This window comes from Bradyrhizobium sp. SZCCHNS2022 (assembly GCF_032377575.1).
GTDB lineage: Bacteria > Pseudomonadota > Alphaproteobacteria > Rhizobiales > Xanthobacteraceae > Bradyrhizobium > Bradyrhizobium aeschynomenes.
This window is the reverse complement of the sequence record NZ_JAUHHZ010000001.1, coordinates 3,177,380-3,199,163: the sequence shown is the minus strand read 5'-3', so window position 1 is coordinate 3,199,163 and position 21,784 is coordinate 3,177,380. Positions and strand designations below refer to the sequence as shown.

General features: G+C 66.0%; 20 protein-coding genes. 12 read left to right on the top strand and 8 right to left on the bottom strand.

The window, feature by feature from the left end; genetic code table 11:
- Window positions 1-4: 4 nt before the first annotated feature.
- From flgE to cyoB, 7 genes are all read left to right on the top strand, one after another.
- On the top strand, window positions 5-1,243 hold the full coding sequence (gene flgE, locus QXZ94_RS14225; RefSeq protein ID WP_315720929.1) for a flagellar hook protein FlgE: 1,239 nt from the start codon (window positions 5-7) through the stop codon (window positions 1,241-1,243).
- Between the two features lie 2 nt (window positions 1,244-1,245).
- Entirely contained in the window at window positions 1,246-1,515 is a 270-nt protein-coding gene (locus QXZ94_RS14220) for a hypothetical protein (RefSeq protein WP_315720928.1), read from the top strand.
- Window positions 1,516-1,531: 16 nt separating this feature from the next.
- Entirely contained in the window at window positions 1,532-1,984 is a 453-nt protein-coding gene (locus tag QXZ94_RS14215; RefSeq protein ID WP_315720927.1) for a flagellar protein FlgN, read from the top strand.
- Window positions 1,985-2,008: 24 nt separating this feature from the next.
- Window positions 2,009-3,766: a flagellar hook-associated protein FlgK gene (gene flgK, locus QXZ94_RS14210; RefSeq protein ID WP_315720926.1), complete on the top strand. Its 1,758-nt coding sequence runs from the start codon at window positions 2,009-2,011 to the stop codon at window positions 3,764-3,766.
- A 15-nt stretch (window positions 3,767-3,781) separates the two neighbouring features.
- Window positions 3,782-4,690, top strand: coding sequence for a flagellin (locus QXZ94_RS14205; protein WP_315720925.1), 909 nt, complete (start codon window positions 3,782-3,784; stop codon window positions 4,688-4,690).
- 165 nt (window positions 4,691-4,855) lie between these two features.
- Window positions 4,856-6,625, top strand: a complete 1,770-nt coding sequence (locus QXZ94_RS14200) for an SDR family oxidoreductase (protein ID WP_315720924.1) — start codon at window positions 4,856-4,858, stop codon at window positions 6,623-6,625.
- 12 nt (window positions 6,626-6,637) lie between these two features.
- Window positions 6,638-8,638, top strand: a complete 2,001-nt coding sequence (gene cyoB, locus QXZ94_RS14195; protein WP_315720923.1) for a cytochrome o ubiquinol oxidase subunit I — start codon at window positions 6,638-6,640, stop codon at window positions 8,636-8,638.
- Window positions 8,639-8,688: 50 nt separating this feature from the next.
- Here the strand turns inward: cyoB and QXZ94_RS14190 are convergent, their stop codons facing one another.
- The 7 genes from QXZ94_RS14190 to QXZ94_RS14160 form a co-directional block, all read right to left on the bottom strand.
- The gene (locus tag QXZ94_RS14190) at window positions 8,689-9,231 is read right to left on the bottom strand and encodes a hypothetical protein (protein ID WP_315720922.1); all 543 of its coding nucleotides are present in this window, start codon (window positions 9,229-9,231) and stop codon (window positions 8,689-8,691) included.
- A gap of 139 nt (window positions 9,232-9,370) precedes the next feature.
- Window positions 9,371-9,775, bottom strand: coding sequence for a BA14K family protein (locus QXZ94_RS14185; RefSeq protein WP_315720921.1), 405 nt, complete (start codon window positions 9,773-9,775; stop codon window positions 9,371-9,373).
- A gap of 260 nt (window positions 9,776-10,035) precedes the next feature.
- The gene (locus QXZ94_RS14180) at window positions 10,036-10,818 is read right to left on the bottom strand and encodes an alpha/beta hydrolase (RefSeq protein WP_315720920.1); all 783 of its coding nucleotides are present in this window, start codon (window positions 10,816-10,818) and stop codon (window positions 10,036-10,038) included.
- Window positions 10,819-10,821: 3 nt separating this feature from the next.
- Window positions 10,822-12,117: an O-acetylhomoserine aminocarboxypropyltransferase gene (locus QXZ94_RS14175; RefSeq protein ID WP_315720919.1), complete on the bottom strand. Its 1,296-nt coding sequence runs from the start codon at window positions 12,115-12,117 to the stop codon at window positions 10,822-10,824.
- 346 nt (window positions 12,118-12,463) lie between these two features.
- Window positions 12,464-13,081 (bottom strand): nitroreductase family protein, encoded by a 618-nt coding sequence (locus tag QXZ94_RS14170; protein WP_315720918.1) that lies wholly within the window; start codon window positions 13,079-13,081, stop codon window positions 12,464-12,466.
- A gap of 82 nt (window positions 13,082-13,163) precedes the next feature.
- Complete coding sequence (locus QXZ94_RS14165) at window positions 13,164-14,096, bottom strand: aliphatic sulfonate ABC transporter substrate-binding protein (RefSeq protein WP_315726266.1); 933 nt, start codon at window positions 14,094-14,096, stop codon at window positions 13,164-13,166.
- Between the two features lie 1,060 nt (window positions 14,097-15,156).
- On the bottom strand, window positions 15,157-15,813 hold the full coding sequence (locus QXZ94_RS14160; protein WP_315720917.1) for a TetR family transcriptional regulator: 657 nt from the start codon (window positions 15,811-15,813) through the stop codon (window positions 15,157-15,159).
- Window positions 15,814-15,905: 92 nt separating this feature from the next.
- On the opposite strand from QXZ94_RS14160, the gene QXZ94_RS14155 reads away from it, so the two are divergent.
- Window positions 15,906-16,574, top strand: coding sequence for an O-methyltransferase (locus QXZ94_RS14155; protein WP_315720916.1), 669 nt, complete (start codon window positions 15,906-15,908; stop codon window positions 16,572-16,574).
- Window positions 16,575-16,757: 183 nt separating this feature from the next.
- A complete protein-coding gene (locus QXZ94_RS14150) occupies window positions 16,758-17,405 on the top strand; it encodes an aspartate/glutamate racemase family protein (protein WP_315726264.1) in 648 nt (215 codons plus the stop codon).
- Window positions 17,406-17,421: 16 nt separating this feature from the next.
- Here the strand turns inward: QXZ94_RS14150 and QXZ94_RS14145 are convergent, their stop codons facing one another.
- Entirely contained in the window at window positions 17,422-18,780 is a 1,359-nt protein-coding gene (locus tag QXZ94_RS14145) for an LLM class flavin-dependent oxidoreductase (protein ID WP_315720915.1), read from the bottom strand.
- Between the two features lie 171 nt (window positions 18,781-18,951).
- Here QXZ94_RS14145 and QXZ94_RS14140 point away from each other — a divergent pair, with 171 nt between their 5' ends.
- From QXZ94_RS14140 to QXZ94_RS34415, 3 genes are all read left to right on the top strand, one after another.
- Window positions 18,952-20,616, top strand: a complete 1,665-nt coding sequence (locus tag QXZ94_RS14140) for a tannase/feruloyl esterase family alpha/beta hydrolase (RefSeq protein ID WP_315720914.1) — start codon at window positions 18,952-18,954, stop codon at window positions 20,614-20,616.
- Between the two features lie 142 nt (window positions 20,617-20,758).
- A complete protein-coding gene (locus tag QXZ94_RS14135) occupies window positions 20,759-20,968 on the top strand; it encodes a PRC-barrel domain containing protein (protein ID WP_315720913.1) in 210 nt (69 codons plus the stop codon).
- A gap of 38 nt (window positions 20,969-21,006) precedes the next feature.
- The gene (locus tag QXZ94_RS34415) at window positions 21,007-21,687 is read left to right on the top strand and encodes a hypothetical protein (RefSeq protein ID WP_409998749.1); all 681 of its coding nucleotides are present in this window, start codon (window positions 21,007-21,009) and stop codon (window positions 21,685-21,687) included.
- Window positions 21,688-21,784: the final 97 nt, after the last annotated feature.

The following is a 21,784-nucleotide window of genomic DNA, read 5'->3' as shown; positions in this document are numbered from 1 at the left end:
AATCATGAGTCTTTCTGGAGCCCTTTCATCGGCGATCTCGGCGCTCAATGCGCAGAGCTCGTCGCTCGCCATGATCAGCGACAACATCTCAAACGCCGATACGACCGGATACAAGACCACGTCCGGCCTGTTCGAGCAGCTGGTGACGGCGTCGAGCAGCTCCAAGGCCTATTCGTCTGGCGGTGTGTCGGTTTCCGGCCGCTCCAACATCACCCAGCAGGGGCTGCTGGCTGCCACGACCAACGCGACCGACGTCGCGATCCAGGGGGCAGGATTCTTCGTTGCCACCAACTCGACCTCGGCCGGCGGCGAGACGTTCTACACGCGCAACGGCGCCTTCTCGACCGACAATGCCGGCTATCTCCAGAATAACGGCTATTATCTGGAAGGCTGGCGCACCGACGCCAGCGGCAACGTGGTCGGCAACGGCCTCGAGCCGGTCAACACCAAGGTGGCGCTGACGAATGGCGGGGCCACCACCAAGACGTCGCTCGCCGCCAACCTGCCGGCGGATGCAGCGAGCGGTGACACCTTCAGCAGCTCGATGACGGTATACGACTCGCTGGGGCAGGCGCACACGCTCAATGTCAACTGGACCAAGTCGGCGACGGCGAACGAGTGGACCGCCGATATCGCCCCCGCCACCGCCTCGGACGGCACCGTGACCAGCGGCACCTATACGATCGATTTCAATTCGGACGGATCGCTCAGCACCGTCTCCTCGACCAATCTCGGCATCACCTGGAACAACGGTGCCGCTGCCAGCTCGATCACGCTCAGCTTCGGAACCACCGGCGGCGGCACCGATGGTCTGACCCAGCTGGCGTCCGGAAGCACGACCCCGAGCGTTTCGAATTTCAGTGCCAACTCGGACGGCATCTCCTTCGGCACGCTGAGCAGCATCGCGGTCGGCAAGGACGGTCTGGTCGAGGCGACTTATTCCAACGGCCAGACCGTTCCCATCTATAAGCTCGCGGTGGCCACCTTCTCCGATCCGAACGGGCTCGTGGCGCACTCCAGCGGCATGTACACCGCCACGGCGACGTCGGGCAACGCGACCCTGCAGGCGTCGGGCGAGAATGGTGCGGGCACCATCTACGGCAGCGAGCTCGAGTCGAGCACGACGGATACGACCGGCCAGTTCAGCAACATGATCTCGGCACAACAGGCGTATTCTGCGGCCTCGCAGGTGATCTCGGCCGTCAACAAGATGTACGACACCCTGATCTCGTCGATGAGGTGAGCATGGCCGATCTGATAAAGGAGCGGCTCGGCGAGGGCGAGATCCTGCTGAAGAAGCTGCGGCGGCTGAGGCTGCGCGCCGCAGGCGCCGGCAGGGATGATCGCGCGCGGCTGCTGGCGCTGATGGACGACATCGAGACGGTCCGCCGGAAGCTCCTGCGCGAATGCGCGCTGCTCGAGGAGGAGTTCCGGGTCGCCGCGGTCCGCGTGACGGCATTGAACACCTATGCGCGGGTCGCGCAGACGAGCCGCCGGCCACCGCGTGAAAACTAGGATTGGGAGCGACAGGATGAAACAGGCAATCCAACCCGACCGACGGCCGGCAAGCGAGAGTGAGGTGAGGACCTTGATCGCGCTGATCGACGAGCTGATCGCGGTGGTGTCGGAGGAGAATGCAGAGCTCGCCAAGGGCCTGCCGGCCTCACGCTCCAAGCAGCTCGACGACAAGAACCGGCTCGCCGGGCTGTTCGAGCAACGGGTGGCCGACTGCGCCAGGCAGACGGCGAGCCTTGATGTGCGGGATCGCGTCCTGCGCGAGCAGCTCATGGAGCACATTCTCGATCTGCGCAGCGCAATGGACGAAAACCTGGTGCGGCTGCGGGCTGCGATCGAGGCGAGCAATCGCAGGATCGAGGCGGTGATGCAGGCGATCCGCGAGCAGATCGCAAATGCCTCGCCATATGGCGCCAGCGGCCGCCGCGCTGCGCCTGCGACCTCATGCGGGACCAATGTCAGGGCGTGATGGCCATCCAGCGGGAGTAGGGCGATGTCGCTCGATATAGCACGTTTGGTCGCGTTCAGTGGCATCTCGACGACCGAGCTGCAGATCAGCGTGGCGTCGTCGAACATTTCGAACGCCGACACCAAGGGCTACACACAGAAGTCTGCGAACCAGATCGCCAACGTCACGGCGGGCGTTGGAACCGGGGTGTCGATCACGGGCATCTCGAGCAATGTCGACAAGCTGCTGCTGAAGTCCCTGATCGGCGCCAATTCGGACCTCGGCGCGGCCGACACCACGAACAACTACCTGACGCAGTTGCAGCAGCTGTTTGGCAGCGCCTCGTCCTCCGGCACGTCGACCACGGGCACGTCGCTGGCAAACTCGCTGGCGTCGCTGGAATCGGCCCTGTCGTCGCTGGCGAGCTCACCGAGCAGCGTCTCGCTGCAATCGGCCGTCGTCAGTGCGCTCGACGACTTTGCGAGTCAGCTGCGCAGCACGTCCAGCGGCGTGCAGGCGTTGCGGGCCGATGCCGACAAGGACATTGCCTCGTCGATCCAGAGCGTCAACGACGATCTCCAGCAGATCGCGGATCTCAACGTCGAGATCCGCAAGATGGCTGCGTCCGGCCAGTCGACCGCCGATCTCGAAGACGAGCGCAACACTGCGCTGCAGGATCTGTCGTCCTACATGAACGTCAGCTACTACACGGCGTCGAACGGGGATCTTCAGGTCTACACCTCGTCCGGACGCGCGCTTGTCGACAGCTCGGCCCATACGCTGAGCTATACCGCGTCGGCCAATGTCTCGGCTTCGTCCAGCTATGCATCCGGCGGCTTCAGCGGCATCTTGGTCGACGGCGTCGACGTCACGTCCCAGATCACCTCGGGTGAGATCGGCTCGCTGATCACGCTGCGCGACGAGACCCTCCCGGCTGTGCAGACGCAGCTCGATCAGCTCGCCTCGCAGTTGAAATCGGCGCTCAATTCGATCACCAACGGCGCATCGGCGGTGCCGCCGCCAATCAGCCTGACGGGATCGGCGAGCGTCAGCAGCACGACGGCGCTGTCGGGGTCGGGTACGGTCCGGATCGCCGTGGCCGATCAGAGCGGCAGCCTCGTCTCCTACCAGGATCTCGATCTGTCGTCCTACGCGACCGTGGGCGATCTGGTCACGGCGCTCAACGGCATTTCCGGCGTATCGGCCTCGATCGATGGAAGCGGTCATCTGTCGATCAGCGCGACGTCGTCGGCCAACGGCATCTCGATCAACGACATGACGAGCGCGATCGGCGGCAGCGGCTTTTCCGATTATTTCGGCATGAGCGATCTCGTCACGGGCTCGGGTGCTGCCGATTTCGCCGTGAACAGCAGCATTCTCAGCGGTGCTGCCGGCCTGCCGACCGGGACGCTCGACAGCTCGGCGACATTGGCGGCCGGCAGCCAGGTGCTCACGGCAGGCTCGGCGACGGTCATCGATGGGCTCTACGACAAGCTGACCGGCTCGACCAGCTTCTCGTCCGCCGGAGGCTTGAGCGCGACCACCGGCTCCTTTGCCGATTACGCGGCATCGATCGTTGCCAACGTGGCCAGCAAGGCCTCGCAGGCGGCGAGCGCCTACACGGCGAAATCCACCGCCCAGTCGAGCTATGCCAGCTCGCTGTCGTCGCAGTCGGGCGTCAATATCGATGAGGAGACGGCCCGGCTGAGCTCGCTGCAGAACAAATACGCGGCCGCCTCGCAGCTGATCTCCGTCATCAACAGCATGTTCTCGTCGCTGCTCAGCGCCGTGCAGTCGACCTAGTTCGGAGCATTCATCATGACGATGCGGGTTGCGACCTTCGCGAACTCCGACCAGATGATCGCCAGCGCACTGCGGACGCAGGCGACGATGGCCAGGCTGCAGGTGCAGGAAGCGTCGGGGCTGAAGTCGGGATACCTGGCCGACTACGGCGCGGACACCCAGCATGTGGTCAATTTGCAGGTGTCGGTCACGCGGGCGCAATCCTACATCGATGCCGCGACGCTGGCCGACAGCAAGGTGCAGGTCATGTATTCCGCGGTCGGTCAGGTGTCCGATATCGTCAGCCAGTTGCGTACCGCCTTGAGCGCCGCGAGCTCCGGCAGCAGCACGGGAACAACGTCCGCTATCAGCTCGGCGCAACAATTGTTGGAGCAGATGGCGGGTATTCTGAACACCCAGTATGACGGGCAATATCTGTTCGGCGGGGCTCGAACGTCGACGGCCGCCGTCGACACCTCGACCTTCGCTTCTGGAACCGGCTCGCTGACCACCGTCGACACCGGCTACTACCAGGGTGACAGCGAGCTTGCCACCGTGCGGGTCTCCGACGGTCAGTCGGTCACCTATGGTGTGACAGCGGACAATTCCGCCTTCGAGGAGGTCATGCGGGTGCTGAAATTCGTCGCGAACAGCTCGACCCTGTCCGGTAGCGATATCACCTCGGCGCTGACGCTTGCAGATCAGGCCGTGGACGATGTGGCCACCGTCCAGGCGAAGCTGTCCGACGCCGCTTCCCGCATCGAGACCGCAAAGTCGCAGCAGACCGACTTCAAGAGCTACGCCGAGAGCCTGGCGACCGATCTCACCAGCGTCGACGTCGCCGCGGTGACCGCGCAGTTGTCGACCTATCAAGCGCAGCTCACGGCGTCCTATACCGCGATCTCCAAGATCCAAAGTCTCAATCTGGCAAGCTATCTCCGGTGAACCGGCAGGTGGGGGGCCGCAGGGCAGGGCGCGGAACGGGTTACAGCGGGACGACGCCGGCCGGATTCTAGGCGGGCGCGCGATCCGGGAGCCTTGGCGCGGGGCGATTGCAACCATACCGCCTCCAAGAGGTTTGTTGACGGGCAACTCGTCGGCGGACCTCTCATGGATCAAGCAACTCAGCCACGAACGATCGGCCATGGCCTGCGGCCGGTCGCGGACAACCTCTGGATCGCCGATGCCGGCCGCATCAGCGCCGCCGGCCTTCCGATGCCGGTTCGCATGACCGTGATCCGCCTGTCGAGCGGCGACCTGCTGCTGCACTCCCCGACGCGCTTCTCTCACGCGCTGCGCGACGAGCTGGAGCAGCTCGGGCCGATCAAATATCTGGTCGCGCCCAACGTGGCGCATTGGATGTTCCTGCCGGATTGGCAGGCGGCTCTGCCGAACGCGCGCCTGTATGCAGCGCCAGGCCTTGCCGACCGCCGCCAGATCCGGCGCAACCGCCTGCGCATCGACCGCGAGCTGGCCGATGTCACGCCGGACGAGTGGTCCCCGGATCTTCAGCTGGTTCTGATCTCCGCCCCGATGTTCACCGAGGTCGAGCTGTTCCATCGACCAAGCCGTACGCTCATCCTGGCCGATCTGGTTCAGAACCTGGCGCCCGAGGGGCTGGGGATTCTGCCGCGCACAGCGGCTCACATGCTGGGAATCACGGCGCCGGACGGCAAGGCGCCGGCCCATCTGCGGCTGCTGCTTCGTCTCGGAGGCCGTGCCGTCCGGCTCGCCGCCGCGCGATTGGTCGCGCTGGCGCCCGAGCGGGTGGTGTTTGCCCATGGCCGGTGGTTCGAGAGCGGCGGTACGCAGCAATTGCGTCGGTCGCTCGGCTGGCTTCTCGATTCGTCGCCGGAGGCGCGGCGGCTGATGCGCGACCTGCGGGGAACCCGCATCGTCATCACCGGCGCCTCGAGCGGCATCGGCCGGGCGGCCGCGCTGGCTTTGGCCCGGGAAGGCGCCAGCCTTGTGCTGGCAGCCCGGCGTGAAGAGGTGCTGAAGGCCGTTGCCGTTGAGTGCGAGACGCTCGGCGGGCGCGCCATCGCCGTCGCGACGGACGTCACGGACGCGGAAGCGGTCCAGCGCCTGGCCGAGCAGGCGGTGCAGACATTCGGCGGCATCGACGTCTGGATCAACAACGCCGGCACCGGTGTGTTCGGCGCCTATCAGGACGCGGACATCGCGCTTCACCGCAAGACGATCGAGGTCAATCTGCTCGGCACGATGAACGGCGCCTATGCCGTGCTGCCGATCCTTCTGCGACAGCGGCGAGGGACCCTGATCAACAACATTTCGTTGGGCGGCTGGGCGCCGACTCCGTTCGCGGCCGCCTATACAGCCAGCAAGTTCGGCCTGCGCGGCTTTTCGGCCAGCCTGCGGCAGGAGCTTGCTGCTCACGAGCACATTCATGTCTGCAGCGTGTTCCCGGCCATGGTCGACACGCCGGGTTTCGTTCACGGCGCCAACATGTCCGGCCGCAACCTGGATCCCGGTCCGCTGTTGTATCGTCCCGAGGACGTCGCCGAGACGTTCGTGCAGCTCATTCGTGCGCCGCGCGACGAGGTTGCCGTCGGATGGCCGGCGCGGCTTGGCCAGATCTCCTACGCGCTGGCACGCCGCCCGACGGAGCGCCTCATGAGCACGGCGTTCCGCTTCCTGCTTGCACGCGCAAAGGGCGCGCCGCGCACCACTGGTGCCGTGCTTGCGCCGATTCCGGCGGGGACTGCGGTGAGCGGCGATTGGCTTCGGCGCAAGCAGCTTCCGCCTGCCGGGCAGCTCAGCAAGATGGGGCTGGCCATCGGACTCGGGGGCATCGCGTTGCTTCTCATCGCGCGTGCAGGCCGGCCCGCGCGGTCCTCTCATCGTCGCAGCCCGCGTTGACCTGGAGGCGCCATGCTCGGCAAGCTCGATTGGTCGGCCATTCCGCTTGGCCAGCCCATTCCACTCGTGGCCGCAGGGCTTGTGCTGGTCGCGATCCTCGGCGTTCTCGGCTGGGTGCTCGCGAAAGGACATTTTCCATATCTCTGGCGTGAGTGGATCACGAGCGTCGATCACAAGCGCATCGGCGTCATGTACATCCTGCTCGCCTTCGTGATGCTGCTGCGTGGCGGCACCGATGCGATCATGATGCGGACGCAGCAGGCGGTGGCGTTCCATTCCAACGGCTATCTTCCGCCGGAGCACTACAACCAGATCTTCTCGGCTCACGGCACGATCATGATCTTCTTCGTGGCGATGCCGTTCGTGATCGGATTGATGAACCTTGTGGTGCCCTTGCAGCTCGGCGTGCGCGACGTCGCGTTTCCAACGCTGAACTCGGTCGGCTTCTGGCTGACCGCGAGCGGCGCGCTGCTGGTCAACGTCTCGCTCGTCGTCGGCGAGTTCGCCCGCACCGGCTGGCTGCCGTTTCCACCGCTGTCCGAGCTCACTTATTCGCCGGGTGTCGGCGTCGACTATTACATCTGGGCGCTCGAGATCTCCGGAGTGGGAACTCTCGTCAGCGGCATCAATCTCGTCACCACCGTGCTCAAGCTGCGAACCAGGGGGATGAGCTATCTGCGCATGCCGATGTTCTGCTGGACCACGCTGGCGTCGAATCTGCTGATCGTTGCGGCCTTCCCGATTTTGACCGCGACGCTGACGATGCTGATGCTCGATCGCTATTTCGGTTTCCATTTCTTCACCAACGAGGCCGGCGGCAACATGATGATGTTCATGAACCTGATCTGGGCCTGGGGGCACCCCGAGGTCTACATCCTGGTTCTGCCGGCTTTCGGCATCTACTCCGAGGTGGTTGCGACATTTTCGAGCAAGTCGCTGTTCGGCTATCGCTCGATGGTGCTGGCAACGATGGCGATCTGCGTCGTCTCCTTCATGGTCTGGCTGCACCATTTCTTCACGATGGGCGCAGGCCCCGACGTGAACGCCATCTTCGGCATCGCCAGCATGATCATCGCGGTGCCGACGGGCGTGAAGATCTACAATTGGCTGTTCACGATGTATGGCGGGCGGGTGCGGTTCACGACGCCGTTGCTATGGTCGGTCGGGTTCATGATCACCTTCATGATCGGCGGGCTGACGGGCGTTCTGGTCGCGGTGCCGCCGGCGGACTTCCTGCTGCACAACAGCCTGTTCCTGGTCGCCCACTTCCACAACGTGATCATCGGCGGGGTGCTGTTCGGCGTGTTCGCGGGCATCACCTACTGGTTTCCAAAGGCCTTTGGATTCCGTCTGTACGAGAGCTGGGGTAAAGCGGCGTTCTGGTTCACCCTGGTCGGATTTTACGTCACCTTCATGCCGCTCTACGTGGTCGGTCTGCTCGGCATGACCCGGCGCATGCAGCACTATGACGTCGCCGAGTGGCGTCCCTGGCTGGCCGCGGCGACGTTCGGCACGGCGCTGCTTGCGATTGGCGTCATTCTGCAGATCCTCCAACTCGTCTTCAGCATCCGCGACCGCGAGCAGCTTCGCGACACCACGGGCGATCCCTGGGACGGTCGCTCTCTGGAGTGGGCGACGTCGTCGCCACCGCCGGTATTCAACTTTGCCGTGCTGCCGAATGTGACGGGGCAGGATGCGTATTGGCGGATCAAGGAAAACGCCAAGGACCAGCAGCTCCACAACCGGACAAAAGACTATCAGGATATCGAGCTGCCAAGGAATTCCCCCACGGGGTTCGTGTGCGCGTTCTTCGCCACCATCACGGGATTTGCGCTGATCTGGCACATCTGGTGGATGGTCGCGCTCGGCGCAATGGGGGCGTTCGCGACATTCGTCGTGTTTGCCTGGCGCGATCACGACGAATACGTGATCCCGGCTTCGGAGGTGGCGCGGATCGATCGGAGCATCATCGAAGCGAGGCACGGACTCTCGCAGGCGACGGGCGGAGCCTGACGGGCGATCGGTGCGAGCGGGGAGCCGCCCGCACCGACGTCACCATCGCATCACCAGCGGTGATGCACGCCGATCACGCCGCCATGGCCGTGGCGGTGGCCGAAATGGCGCCCGCCGTGCCAGCCATGATGTCCAAAGCCGGGACCGCGGTAGTAGCCGTAGCTGTGCCGCCACGGACGGGGGTGGTGATAGTAGCCGTAGCTGCGATAGACCGGGCGCGGCGCGTAGCCGTAGCCATAACCACCGTAATAGGGACGATAGGTGTGGGCCGGGTAATACCCGCCATAGCCGTACGGGTAGCTCGCATAGCGATAGCCGCCATAGCCATAGGGCGCATAGCCGCCGTAGTAGCTTGGTGCGGCAATCGCCGACCCGATCACGGCACCGGCCAGGAGGCCGGCTCCGATCGCCGCACCGCCACCCCAGCCACCGTGATGCCAGCCACGATAGCCGACCTGGACGACGTTCGAGGTCTCGGTCGGCTTCGCCGCCGCCGACAGCGACATCAGCGGCGCTGCGGAGGCCGATTGCAGCGTGGACAAAGAGATCGCGCCGGCGATGGCCAGGGTCGCGGCGGCCTTGAAGGTCATCATTCTGATTTCTCCCGGAGTGTCTGGGTCTTGCTCAAACTAAACGACCGAGGCTTGGTTGCAGTTTTCGCGGAGGACGGATTGTCGCGCCACATTCGTCGTAGGAACGCGCGATGCCAGACCTCCGGCATCGCGCGGAACTTCAGCGACGGCCACAGGGATGGCGACGGCCATCCTTGCCGCGATAGGTGCCGGAGCGCGCGTCATAGGACCGGTGACGCAGCGAGCAGGAAATCTCCGACGCGCTCGCCTGCGCACGACTGTCGGCGATTGCGCTGCCGGCTGCGAGGCTCCCGAGAACGGCCGGGCCCTTGCTCTCGTGATGGGGCCGGTAGCCGTATTGATAGCCGTGACGACGGCCGAGGCCGGGGTGCCAGTCGTGGCCGCCACGCCAGTGGCGGTACGCGATCCGCTGGGGTTCACTCGGATGCCATGCCGATGACGGGGCCGGATGGGTCGGCAGCAAGGGAGCCGCAGCTACGGGGGGCGCAAGCGACAGCACGACGGCTCCGAGAATGGCGGCCGGTAGACGGTTTCGCAGTTCCATCGGCGTTGCTCCTTTCCGTCGACCACATAGGAGGAGCAACGTTTCGCCACAACTGCCCGGCCCGCGTCACGGTGCCGCCCGATCGAGGGCACAACGTCGCAGTGGCGCCATGTTGTCGCAGCGGCCCTGTCCTCCAGGGCCGCTGCGGTTGGTCTCGAGCATCAGCTCGCCTGCATCAGCGCCGCGGTGCGACGCCGTTCGACGGCGGCGTGGTTTCATTGCGCATGCCGGGCGGGCTCGATGCACCCTGGCCAAGCGAACTAATCGATCAGTGCGTCGAGCAGCGCATCCGGGCATTCCGCCATCATCGTATGTCCCGCGCCCGGCAGCACGATCGTGCGCGCCGACGCGATCGCGGCGGCCAGCGTCTTGCCGGCCTTGACGGGCGTCATCATGTCCTTCTCGCCGAGGATCAGACGGGTCGGCACCGTGATCTTGGCCGCGGACGCCAGCGCATCCTGATAGTCGTTGCAGGCGGAGAGATCATTGAACAGCACGCCCGGTGCGCAGCGCTCCAACGTCGCCTGCGCTCCGCCATGCATCCACAGGCCCGGTGCGCGACTGCCGCCGAGCTCGGCGGCAAAACCGAGTCCCCAGATCGAGACCATGTCGATCGCGGCGTGATCGTTCGCTTCCGCCGCCTTGAGGAGATCCGGCCCGACCGTCATCGTCGCCGCGGTGCCGATCAGGCTGAGCGCCGAGACCCGGTCGGGATGACGGGACGCCGCGTCGAGCGCGATCAGCGAGCCCATCGAATGGCCGATCAGATGCGCCGGCTTCGCGTTCACGGCCTGCAAGAGCGCAACCACCCAATCGGCCATGTCGGCGATGGTCGGCAGCGCCGGTCCGGCGGAACGGCCATGACCCGGCAGGTCGGGCGCCAGCACCGTAAAGCCGTGATGCGCGAACCAGCGGCTGTGCAGCGCCCAGACCGAATGATCGAAGCCCGCGCCATGCACGAGAACGACGGCGGGAAGGGACGGATCGAAGTCGCGGCCGCCGGTGGCGGCGAAGACCTCGCGATCATTGATGCTCAGCTGCATGGCTCACACCTTCTGGGAGGCGCGCAGCGCCTGTGCGAGATCGTCGATGATGTCGGACACCGCCTCGATGCCGACCGAGAGCCGGATCAGCTCCTCGCCGATCCCGGCGGCTGCGAGCTGGGCTGCGTCCATCTGCTGATGCGTGGTCGAGGCCGGGTGGATCACCAGCGTCTTGGCGTCGCCGACATTGGCGAGATGGCTGATGAGCTTCAGGCTCTCGATGAACTTGCGCCCCGCCGGGCGTCCGCCCTTGATGCCGAACGACACGATCGAGCCGGCGCCACGCGGCAGGAGCTTGCCCGCCAGCGCGTGGTCTGGATGCGATTCGAGTGAGGGATGCAACACCCAGTCGACGGCCTTGTTGGCCGTGAGCACGTCCAGCACCGCGCGCGTGTTGGCGACATGGCGCTCCATGCGCAAATGCAGGGTCTCGACGCCCTGCAGCAGATGGAATGCGTTGGTCGGCGACAGGCAGGCGCCGAAATCGCGCAGGCCTTCGGTGCGCGCGCGCATGATGAAGGCGGCCGGGCCGAACTGCTCGTCGAAGACGATGCCGTGATAGCCGGCATACGGCTCGGTGAGCTGCGGGAATTTACCGGAGCCGCGCCAATCGAAGCGCCCGCCATCGATGATCGCGCCGCCGATCGCGATGCCGTGGCCGCCCAGCCACTTCGTCGCCGAGTGCATCACGATGTCGGCGCCTTGCGCGATCGGCTGGCTGAGATAGGGCGTCGCGAAGGTGTTGTCGATCAAAAGCGGCACGCCGGCGTCGTGCGCGATCGCTGCCACCTTGGGGATGTCGAGCACTTCCAGGCCGGGATTGCCGAGCGTCTCGCCAATCAGCAGCCGGGTATTCGGCTTGATGGCGGCGCGGAAGCCGTCGTGATCCCTGGGCTTGACGAAGCTGGTGGTGATGCCGAAGCGCGGCAGCGTATGTGCGAGCAGGTTGATGGTGCCGCCATAGAGCGAGGAGGAGGCGACGATGTGGTCGCCGGCATTCAGAAGCGTGGCGATCGCCAGATGCAGGGCAGCCTGGCCGCTCGCGGTGCAGACAGCGCCGACGCCGCCTTCGAGCGCCGCCAATCGTTCCTCGAGCACGGCCGTGGTCGGATTGGAGATGCGGGTGTAGATGTGGCCGGCGCGCTCGAGATTGAACAGGGCAGCGGCGTGCTCGGTGTCGTCGAACACGTAGGACGTGGTCTGGTAGATCGGCACCGCGCGGGCGCCGGTCGCGGGATCCGGGTGCTGGCCGGCATGCAGGCTCAGGGTTTCGAAAGCGGGCGGTTTCGGCGGTGGCATGCGGGCTATGCTCTCGTCAGACTGCGGGTTCTGCTTTCTGCCACAGATTTCAGCGGGCGTCAGCGACCGGTGGCCTCATGGTTCGAGACGCGCCGCGCCCGAGATCGCCTCGTTTCGCAACGGGCTGCTTACGGCGCGGCGCTCCTCACCATGAGGGTTGAGCGCTGAGGGCGACGCTGCACACCGGACCACGTACACGCCAATCCTCTCTCCGTTCACTGCATTCACCCCTCACCCTGAGGAGCCCGCCCACAGGCGGGCGTCTCGAAGGGCGAGGCCCGGACCTTGGTCTCCGAGCCTCATGGTTCGAAACGCCGCAAGAACGGCGCCCGCAGGGCGACGATCCTCAGCCAAAACGCTTCGGGAACAGGCCGGACGCGGCGATCTCGGCGATGGCCAGCCGCGGGCTCGGCTTCTCGCGCTCCTTCAGCATCGCCGGCAGCTTCCCGCCGTCGCCCTTGCGGCCGACCGCGATCGCGATCTCGACGGCGAAGCCTTCGGGTACGCCGAGCGCCGTCTGCGCGGCGGCGACGTCGAAGCCGCTCATGCCGTGCGTGGCCCAGCCGGACAACGCGGCCTGGTTGGCGAAATTGGCCCAGGCGGCGCCGGCGTCAAAGGAATGCGTGCGCGTCGGCGCCGGCTCGGTCTTGCCGGCCGGAACGAAGGTCTTCTTCGACAGCACATAGACGATCGCCGCCGCATGCTGCGCCCAGCCGCGGTTGAACTCGATCAGCGGGGCCAGGAAGGTGTCGAATTCGGCGGAGCCGCGCAACGCGTAGAGGAAACGCCAGGGCTGTGAATTGTAGGAGGAGGGCGCCCAGCGCGCCGCCTCGACAAAGGTCAGCAACTCCGTCTCCGGCAGCGCCTCGTCGGTGAAGCCGCGCGGCGACCAGCGGTCGACGAAGATGCGATGCGCCGGGTGCTCGGTGGTGCGGTCGGTCGGCGGGGGAAGGTGGGTCGTCACAAGGCAGCTCCTTCGTTCAGGCACGTCGTCGGGCCTCGTGCTCGGCTTCGCTGCGGAGCACAATCCTCGGTTCCTGTCTGTCTCACGGCGCCCTCGGTGTCCAGATCGCCAACGCAGATGTGTCCAGCTTTGCTGGCAGCACACGTTCGGCGAGAAAAGCGTCGGCGATCTTCTGCTGCTCGGCGAGGCCGGCTGCGGTGACCGCGCCGACCCGGTAGGAGCGGTGGCTGTTCGCCTCCTCGACCGTGGCCGCATCGATGCCCCAGAGCGCCGCGAGCTGGCTCGCCGCCGCGGCCGGATCGGCTTTCACCCATCTGCCGGTTTCGACGAGCTTGCCATAGATGACGTTGAGCGCGTCGCCATGCTTGGCGGCGTAATCGGCCGATGCGAGATAATAGCGCTTGTAGCTGGCGAGCCCACCGGCGCCGTCGGCAAGCACCCGGGCGCCCGACTGGCGGATGGTGCTGCTCAGGAACGGATCCCACGCCACCCAGGCATCGACATTGTTGCTGACAAAGGCGGTGCGGCCGTCGGCCGGCGGCAGATAAGCGGGGGTGATGTCCTTGAACGAGAGTCCCGTCTTGGCAAGCGCCGACAGCAGCAGATAGTGACTGCCGGCGCCTTTGGTCACCGCAATCTTCCTGCCCTTGAGGTCGGCGAGGGTCTTGATCGGCGATGCCGTGGCCACGAGGATCGCCTGCGCCGACGGCGAGGCGGCTTCCTCGGCGACATAGGCCAGCTTCGCGCCCGCAGCCTGCGCGAACACCGGCACGGTGTCGGCGACATCGGCGCCCAGATCGATGCTTCCGATATTGATGGCCTCGAGCAGCGGCAGTCCGCTGGAGAATTCGTGCCAGGACACTTTGATGTCGAGCGGCGACAGCGCCTTCTCGAGCTCGCCATTCGTCTTGAGCAGTGCCATCAGGGTGGAGGATTTTTGATAGCCGATGCGCAAGGTCTCGGCCGCCTCAGTGCGCGATGTGGCGAGTGCGCCCAGCACGCCGATGCCCAGCATCAGGACGCCGCGACGGAGGAGATGGAAGGGCCGCGCGCGGCGCGGGCCGCTGATCGATGATGCCATCGGAAATCTCCTGACGGGGGATTGAATGCATGTGTCAGAAGGATCATTCGCAGGATCGACTGCCCGGCGCAATTTTGCAGATCGGTTCAGATGGAGAGGGAAGTTCTTCATTCGATGGGGTCGCGAGAACTTTGTTCCTTGCCGGCTGTCAACGAGCCAGCCGTCGATGTGCTCGCGGCGCCTGAGCGTCCGAGATTTGTCTGCCGTTCGTCCCTCTTTTCGAGAGAGGGCGCAGGGAAGGCCGGGCGTCGACTGACACCCATGGCCCGCGTGCAAAAAGGAAAGCACGCGGCGGTCACCACAGGATCAGCCGGACATCCGGCCTTCCCTGCGCGATGGGCTTACGGCTTATACGCGATCTCCCCGGTGCGCCGGGCTTTCTGGCCACCGTTGCGCATGATGCTTGCGCATCAGCGCGTGATACTAGCGTCGGAGTATCAGGACCACGCGACTTCGCCGTCCGGCTCCCCTCGTTCGTCCGCGCGCATCATGCACGCTGCGACGAGAACCGGCCACCGCATCCCACCCAACGTTTCGTGACGTTCGCGAAAGCGCCCCTCGATCGGGCGGGATGCGCAGATATGATCATGACTTCGGTAAAAAAGAAACAAAAATATTTTTCGCTGCGGGACTGGACAGGGCAAATCAGCTTGAGATCGCGGGTGAATTTCACGTGTTGGCGCATGCGGCTGTGGGAATGCCTGTCATGCCGTCGCCTCCCCACCGCTGCGCAATGCAGTGCCCTCGCCCCTTGTGGGAGAGGGCATCTAGGAACGTGCGGCAAGCTCGGTTGGGTGAGGGGTATGCCTCCAAGAGTTCGGCTCGCCGAGACATACCCCTCACCCAACCGCATGCGCGGATGGGCCACACATGCCCTCTCCCACAAGGGGCGAGGGCGCATGAACTGGGACCGGCTTCGCTGCGGCATTGGGAGGGCGCAGATCGACTCTCGAATGACGAGGGCGGAGAGTGCGTTGCCGCAACGCCGGCCCGCCTAGCTTTTCGACCGCGCCTTCTTCGGCCGCGCGCCAGCCCTCTCCAGATACGCGCAGAACATGTCGGCCATTGCGTCGGCATAGGCCGTGATCTCGGCGCGGCTGCGTGGGGTCTCCGAGAAGTGCTTGCCGACCTGGCCCAGCGTCGTCTTGATCAGGTCGGCGGCTCGCGCGCGCTCGGGGTCACTTGCGTCGGGCAGCGCCTCGCGCATGAAGGCCTGCATGGCGCGGCGGCCGCTCGCTTGGGCAGCTTTCGATTCCGGAGCATCGCGATAGAGCGGGGCGGCGTCGTCGAGCGCGCCGCGGACCGCGGCCTCTTCGCATTCCGATTGCAGGAAGGCGTGGACCAGCGCGCGCAGCCGTGTGAGCGGCGAGCGGCTCTTGTCATCCAGGATGCCGTGCAGCAGTGCCGTCGTCTGTTGCCACTCGTCGCTCTGTAGCCGGAACAGGATCGCGGCCTTGTTCGGGAAGTATTGATACAGCGAGCCGATGCTGACGCCCGCTTTCTCGGCGACGCGGGCGGTGGTGAAACGCTGCGCGCCTTCCGTCGTCAAAACCTGAACAGCCGCCTGCAGGATGGCCGCGACGAGGTCGGTCGAGCGCGCTTGTTGTGGCTGTTTTCTCGCGAAAATCTGGGCTTTTCGAGCGGGAGCCATGGCGCGGTCCGGAATGCGATTAGCGAATGCGAATGATTAGTCGTATTTTGACCTGGACGCAAACGACACATCTCGGGGAACGGAGAACGATCATGGTCACCCTCACCACCCAGCCCGTGGCGCTGCTGCTGGATCGCCTGCTTGCTGAAGCCGCGCGGCTACGCCCGGAGACGAGCCCGATCTTTGCCGGCATGGCCGAGCGGGGCGAGCAGCTGATGCGCAGCAAATCCGGCCATGTCGAGCTCTACGCGCAGCTGAAGGATTTTCCACTGCCGGTGTCGCGCGACACGGGCACGCTGCTCTACATGCTGGCGCGGAGCTGCGGCGCGAAATCGATCGTCGAGTTCGGCACCTCGTTCGGGATCTCGACGCTATTCATGGCCGCGGCGCTGCGCGACAATGGCGGCGGCCGGCTGATCACCACCGAGTTCGAAGCGTCGAAGGTCGCGCGGGCCCGCGCCAATCTTTCCGAGGGCGGCCTCGCCGATCTGGTCGAGATCCGTCAGGGCGACGCGTTGCAGACGCTGCGCGGCGATCTGCCGGAGACGATCGACCTGGTGCTGCTCGACGGCGCCAAGCCGCTGTATGGCGACATCCTCGCGCTGCTCGAAAACAGGTTGCGTGCGGGCGCGTTCATCGTGGCCGACAATGCCGATTATTGTCCGGAGTACCTTGCTCATGTCCGCTCGCCTGCGAACGGCTATCTCTCGGTGCCGTTCGGCGACGAGGTCGAACTGTCGATGCGGATCGCACGCCCGTAGCCCGCATGAGCGCTAGCGACATGCGGGTTCAGCGCCGGCGTATGTGGCCGCGGCGGCTCATGCGGGCTACGGGACCGGGCCTCGGTCTCGCCGATCGGCACGCCCGTTCGAAGCCCGGGAGTTGACGGACGGGCAGCGATTGGTCAGGAGGAGAGTCCCGTCATCATGCGCGACCCAGCCTGCATGCCTCGCATTCTCCTGATCAATCCGAACAGCTCGGCTGCGACCACCGCAATGATGGTGTCGATTGCGGCGGCCTGCTGTGCCGGCCGTGCCGAGGTGGTCGGCGCGACCGCAGCGTGGGCGCCCGCCATGATCGTCGATCCCGCGGCGCTGGCGGCGTCCGCGGCGGAGGTGGTCGAGATCGGACGCGCGCATGGCGAGGCTTGCGACGGCATCATTGTCGCCGCGTTCGGCGATCCCGGCGCAGCCGAGCTTCGCAGCCTGTGCACTCAGCCGGTGATCGGGATCGGCGAGGCGTCGATGCAGGCGGCCGCGCAGGGTGGGCGGCGTTTCGGCGTCGCGACGGTGACGCCTTCGCTGGTCGCCAGCATCGCTGATCTTGCCGACAGGCTCGAGCTGTCGGCGCAATTCACCGGAACGCGCCTGACGCAAGGCGACCCAGCGGCGCTCGCGGCCGATCCGACGCGGCTTGCTGCGGCGCTGGCCGAGGCGACGCGGGCCTGCATCTCGGACGGCGCTGGCGCCGTGATCATCGGCGGCGGGCCGCTGGCCCAGGCCGCCGATCAGTTGCAGCCGCAATTTTCCGTGCCGATCATCAAGCCGATCGCCGCGGCGGTTGCCCAGCTGCTGCAGCGGCTGTCGACCTGAGTGGCGCGCGCCGCGCTTACGGCCGGTAGCCCGCCGCCGGATGCGGTGCCGCGAGCCGCGCGCGGCCGAACATCTTCTCGCGCAAGGTGCCGGGCTGGTAGGCCTGCTTGTAGCGGCCGCGCTTCGTCAGCTCCGGCACCAGCATGTCGGCGACGTCGGCAAAGCTCTCCGGCGACAGCGCAAAGGCGAGGTTGAGGCCGTCGACGCCGGTCTGCTCGACCCAGCTCTCGATGAGATCCGCCACTTTCCCCGGCGAGCCGACGAACACCGGCCCGATGCCGCCGATGCCGACATGCTCGGCAACCTCGCGCACGGTCCAGATGCGGTCGGGATCGGCGCGCGTGACATTGTCCATCGCGCTGCGGCCGGCATCGTTGAGGACGTGGCGGACCTGCTGGTCGAGCTCGTAGGTCGAGAAGTCGACACCGGTCCAGCCCGACATCAGCGTCAGCGAGGCCTCGTGGTCGATGTAGCGACGATAGTCGGCGAACTTCGCCTCGGCCTCCGCATCGGTCTCGCCGAGCACGACGGTGGCGATGCTGAAGATGACGATATCGCCGGCCGCGCGGCCGGCCTCGACCGCGGCTTGCCGGATCGCGGCGACGCGCGGCGCGATGATCTTGGCCGACGGGCCGGACATGAACACGCATTCGGCATGCCGGCCGGCGAACACGCGGCCGCGCGGCGAGGTGCCGGCCTGGTACAGCACCGGCGTCCGCTGCGGCGACGGCTCGCAGAGATGGATCGCGTCGATCTGGTAGTTCTCGCCTTGATGGCTGACGCGGTGGACTTTCGCCGGATCGGTGAAGATGCCGCTGGCGCGATCGCGCTTCACGGCGTCGTCCTCCCAGCTGCCTTCCCAGAGCTTGTAGACGACCTCCATGTACTCGTCGGCGACGTCGTAGCGATCATCGTGGCCGGTCTGTCGCTGCTTGCCCATGCCGCGCGCGGCGCTGTCGAGATAGCCGGTGACGATGTTCCAGCCGATGCGGCCCTCGGTCAGATGATCGAGCGTCGACATGCGCCGCGCGAACGGATAGGGCGGTTCATAGGACAGCGTGCAGGTGACGCCGAAGCCGAGATGCTCGGTGACGGCGGCCATGGCCGAGATCAGCATCATCGGATCGTTCACCGGCACCTGGATGGCGTGACGCAGCGCGGCGTCCGGATTGCCGCCATAGACGTCGTAGACGCCGAGCACGTCGGCGAGGAACAGCCCATCGAAGCGGCCGCGTTCCAGGGTCTTTGCGAGGTCGAGCCAATAGGGCAAGCGGTTATAGTCGGAGGAGCGGTCGCGCGGATGCCGCCACAGGCCGGGCGACTGGTGGCCGACGCAGTTCATCGCAAACGCATTCAACCGGATGTCCGCAGCCATGATGTCCCTCGATCTTGTCGGGTCGAGAAATGGCACGGTTCGACGGTGGTTTTCAATCATGCCTGCGCGCACGGCCGCTTGCGGGCCGCGCAGGCTTGGCTATGGTCTGACACGATCAAGCGCTGCAAAGCAAATGACGGCGCGTGCCTGCATGGTGGGAGGACGAAGGTGATGATGATCCGGATGTCGGCGCTGGCTGCGCTTCTACTGACCACGTCAGCCGTGGCAACCGCCCGCGCGGACGAGTTCAAGGCGAGCTGCGCCGCGCTCGCGCAGGGCTTTCCCGGCAGCGGCCGCATCGTCACGGCGGAGTTCGTCGCGGCCGGCGGCGTGCAACTGGCGCCGCCGGCTCCGGCCGGCGCGACAGCCCCTGCACCGGATCACTGCCTGATCCGCGGCAAGATCAACGAGCGCACCGGCATCGACGGCAAGCCTTATGCGGTTGGCTACGAGCTGCGATTGCCCGCGACGTGGAATGGCAAGTTCGTCTTCCAGGGCGGTGGCGGCGTCGATGGCGTGCTGCGACCGGCGCTCGGCCTGTTGACCGGCACCACGCCGCCGAACGCGCTCTCCAACGGCTATGTCGCGGCCTCGACGGACGCCGGCCATCTCGAGGAGCCCGGTCCGCTCGGGCCGTATCTGTTCGGCCTCGATCCGCAGGCGCGGCGCGACAAGGGCTATAGCTCGATCCCGCCGGTCGCGGCTGCAGCCAAGGCGGCGAGCGAGAAGCTCTACGGCAACGCGCCGCGCCGCTCCTATTTCGCCGGCTGCTCCAATGGCGGACGGCAGGCGATGGCGGTGACACAGCGCTTTCCCGAGCTGTTCGACGGCGTCGTCGCCGGCGCGCCCGCCTACCGCGTGCCGCTGGCCGGCATCGACGTGATCGCGCAGGAGCAGGCGCTGCTGGCGATTGCGCCGCCCGGCCCCGACGGCAAGGCCGATGTCGGCAGCGCGCTGACGGATGACGATCTGAAGCTGGTCGCCGACGGTGTGACCGCGGCGTGCGATGGCGCCGATGGCGCCAAGGACGGCATGGTGCAGGACGTCATGGCCTGCCGCTTCGATGCGGCGGTGCTGGCCTGCAAGGACGGGCAGAACGCGCAATGCCTGTCGCCGCCCAAGCTGAAGGCCGTCAAGCTGATGTTCGATGGCAGCCGCAATGCCATGGGCGGATTGATCTATGCGCGCTGGCCCTACGATCCCGGCCTGGCCGCGCCCGGCTGGCGGGCCTGGAAGCTCGGGACGCCCAAGGCCAGCCCGCCGAACGCGCGCAATCTCACGCTCATTCCGGGCGGCGTGGCCTATGACTTCATGAGCCCGCCGCAAACGCCCGACGATCTCGTCGCCTGGGTGCGCAATTTCGATCTCGACCGCGACACGCCGAAGGTGATGAAGGGCGCGGATGGCTTCGACGCCGGCATGGAATATGAGGCGGCGACCTTGACCGATCTCGATGCCTTCAAGTCCAAGGGCGGCAAGATGCTGTTCTATCACGGCGTCGCCGATCCGATCTTCTCGGCGCTCGATACGATCGACTATGTCGACCAGCTCAAGGCGAAATACGCCGACGCCGACGGCTTCGCGCGGCTGTTCCTGGTTCCCGGCATGAACCATTGCGGCGGCGGACCAGCAACCGACCAGTTCGATCTGCTGAGCGCGCTCGATCAATGGGTGGAAGGCAAGGCGGCCGCACCGGAGGCGATCCGCGCGACGGCGCGGCGTGCGCCGGACGTACCATGGCCGGGCCGCACGCGCGATCTCTGTGCGTTCCCGAAGGTCTCCACCTACAAGGGCAGCGGCAGCCTCGAGGAGGCGGCGAATTTCGAGTGTCGTTGAACGGCGCGTGTGCGCCGTGGGTGCGGCGTGCACGATCGCTTGATGGGCGGTTGACGCGGGATGAGGACGTGCCGATCTACCGGCCAGCGCCGGCCTGCCTCCGCAGCGTAGCGGCTCCCATCAGCCCTCACACCGTTCCCTCATGGTTGCCGTCAAGACGCGAGCCTTCACCATCTTGTACGAGCTCGAGCATGCCCAGACGGAGCTGATCGGGAAGTGCGTGGCGTTGAGCGACGGCAAGGCGGGAACCGTGGAGCAGGTCTATCTCGACGAGCTGCACGGCCTGCGCATCACGATCAGCGGCCATGACGGGCGGTGGCCGGTGTCGACCATCAAGTTCGCGCAGCGCTGAGCGGCGACGCCGGTCCGGCGTCCTTGGATCCCTCAGACATGCAGAGGATCGAGGGCGTGTCGCATGGTCACATGCATCATCGCGGCGCTCAGCGCCGTTCGGCGTGCCGGCTGGCGAAGCTCTCGATCAGGCGGCGCAGCTTGGCGCCGCGTAGTGATGAGCAGAATGCTGAGCTGTGCGGCCTCGATACGAAAGGGGAGCGCGGCAAATTGCTTGTTCTTCATGGGACCCCCTTTCATGGCTTGAATCGAACCGGACAGCCCGTTGATTGGTTCCTGATGGGGCGGCTGTTAAACCTGCGCAATGAATATCAAATGATACGTGATGGAGCCGTCGCAGCGACTAGCATCAGCTCGCCCGGCGCCGCCATTCGCTCGCGCCCTGCGAGCGCTGACGACGTGGTTCGACGCCGATTCACCTATGTTGATGCGCGGTTCAGGACCTCATTTAAGGTTGTTGATGCGTATCGACGAAACCGGATCCAATCTCGCATGGAAATAGAAGTTCAGAAGAAGCGGCGCCGGCGTGTCAAGCAGACGATGACGTTGGCCGAGCGGTTGCAACAGGCGGCGCGCGAGGCGCGCGATATGGCGAAACGGCTGCCGCCCGGAATCGAGCAGGCCAGGCAGCTGCGCCGCGCCCGCGAGGCCGAGGCGATCGTCGAGCTCGACCGCTTCCTCACCGCTCCAGCACGCAGCACCCCGACGCGATCGCGCTGACCCCCGACGATCAGCCGCGCAGGGCGACGCCGGATGTCACAGGCAACATCGTCGCAGCTGCATCTTTTTACTGCAAGCGGGCACGAATTGGTGCAGC